General features: G+C 45.9%; 1 protein-coding gene. It reads left to right on the top strand.

Annotated features, from left to right (window positions below):
- Nucleotides 1–967: class I adenylate cyclase (locus A3766_RS24820; RefSeq protein ID WP_197479729.1), on the top strand; the 967-nt coding region annotated here is incomplete at both ends.

Genomic DNA, 967 nt, shown 5'->3' on the forward strand with positions numbered 1-967 from the left:
TATTCGCTCCAGTATTACCGCTGAAGACCTTAACCTCCTGGGCAGAAAGCTATACGCAAATTTTCAGAAGAAAGCAGGTAAGGTTGAGCGGGTTAATCCGGGTATTGTCGGGGACTTATGGGAAGAGAACCTGGCTATTCACCATACCAGCTCTCAGTTGATGCCAAGTGAGCAAAGCGGCTGGCTGTTATACAGGAATCTAAGTACTGATTCAGATGCTTCGTTTGAAGTGCCCTTGAAGAAATTTACTTCGATGGTGGAGTTACTTGCATGGCTATATTTTAACGGCATTGTAAATAGCTCCACTCGCTTAAGTCTGGTACCGGGTGATACGGGCTACAGGCTACAAGAAGTTCAGCAGATGATTCGTGCTTTGCAGCAAAGTATTAGCGTACCTCTTCCACCAGTGAATCAGGCAAGCTTTGTTAAGGCTGCGCAGGTTACACAGGTGGTCTTGTTTGTGAGCGTTGGTTTAGACCCCATGGAAGAATTAGCGGAACGGGGGATGCAGCGTTTAAGTGATCGTACAGATGCACTCGACTACAGTACCGATCGCTTTAACCTGGTACGCACGATAGATCAAATCAGTATTAATAGCTGGAATGAAGTCAGTGCGCACCGTTTTGAAGTGGGTGATACCCTGATGCAAACCCTGCAGTCTTATTTGCAGATTTGTTTGGCACAGCAAAGTGACTTCGAGTGTGAATTACGTGTATTTTGTTTCTGCCCTCAGCGAGCGAGTATTATTGCTTCGCGTGTTGAAGGTGTCTTTACCTCGATCAAGAAAGCTTTTTTTCCAGATGGACGTGTCCGCTCTGTTCGCTATGTTCTCGATATGGGCGGGCGTCACTATGTGGTTCAGTATGTTGATGAGCAGTTCAGGTATTTTTCCTATGCAAATGAGGTGGAGCTCTACAAAGCCTTAAAGCAGGGGCAGCGTCACTATAGCCCAATTATTTTTGATGAA

The sequence above is a fragment of the Oleiphilus sp. HI0132 genome, assembly GCF_001635845.1.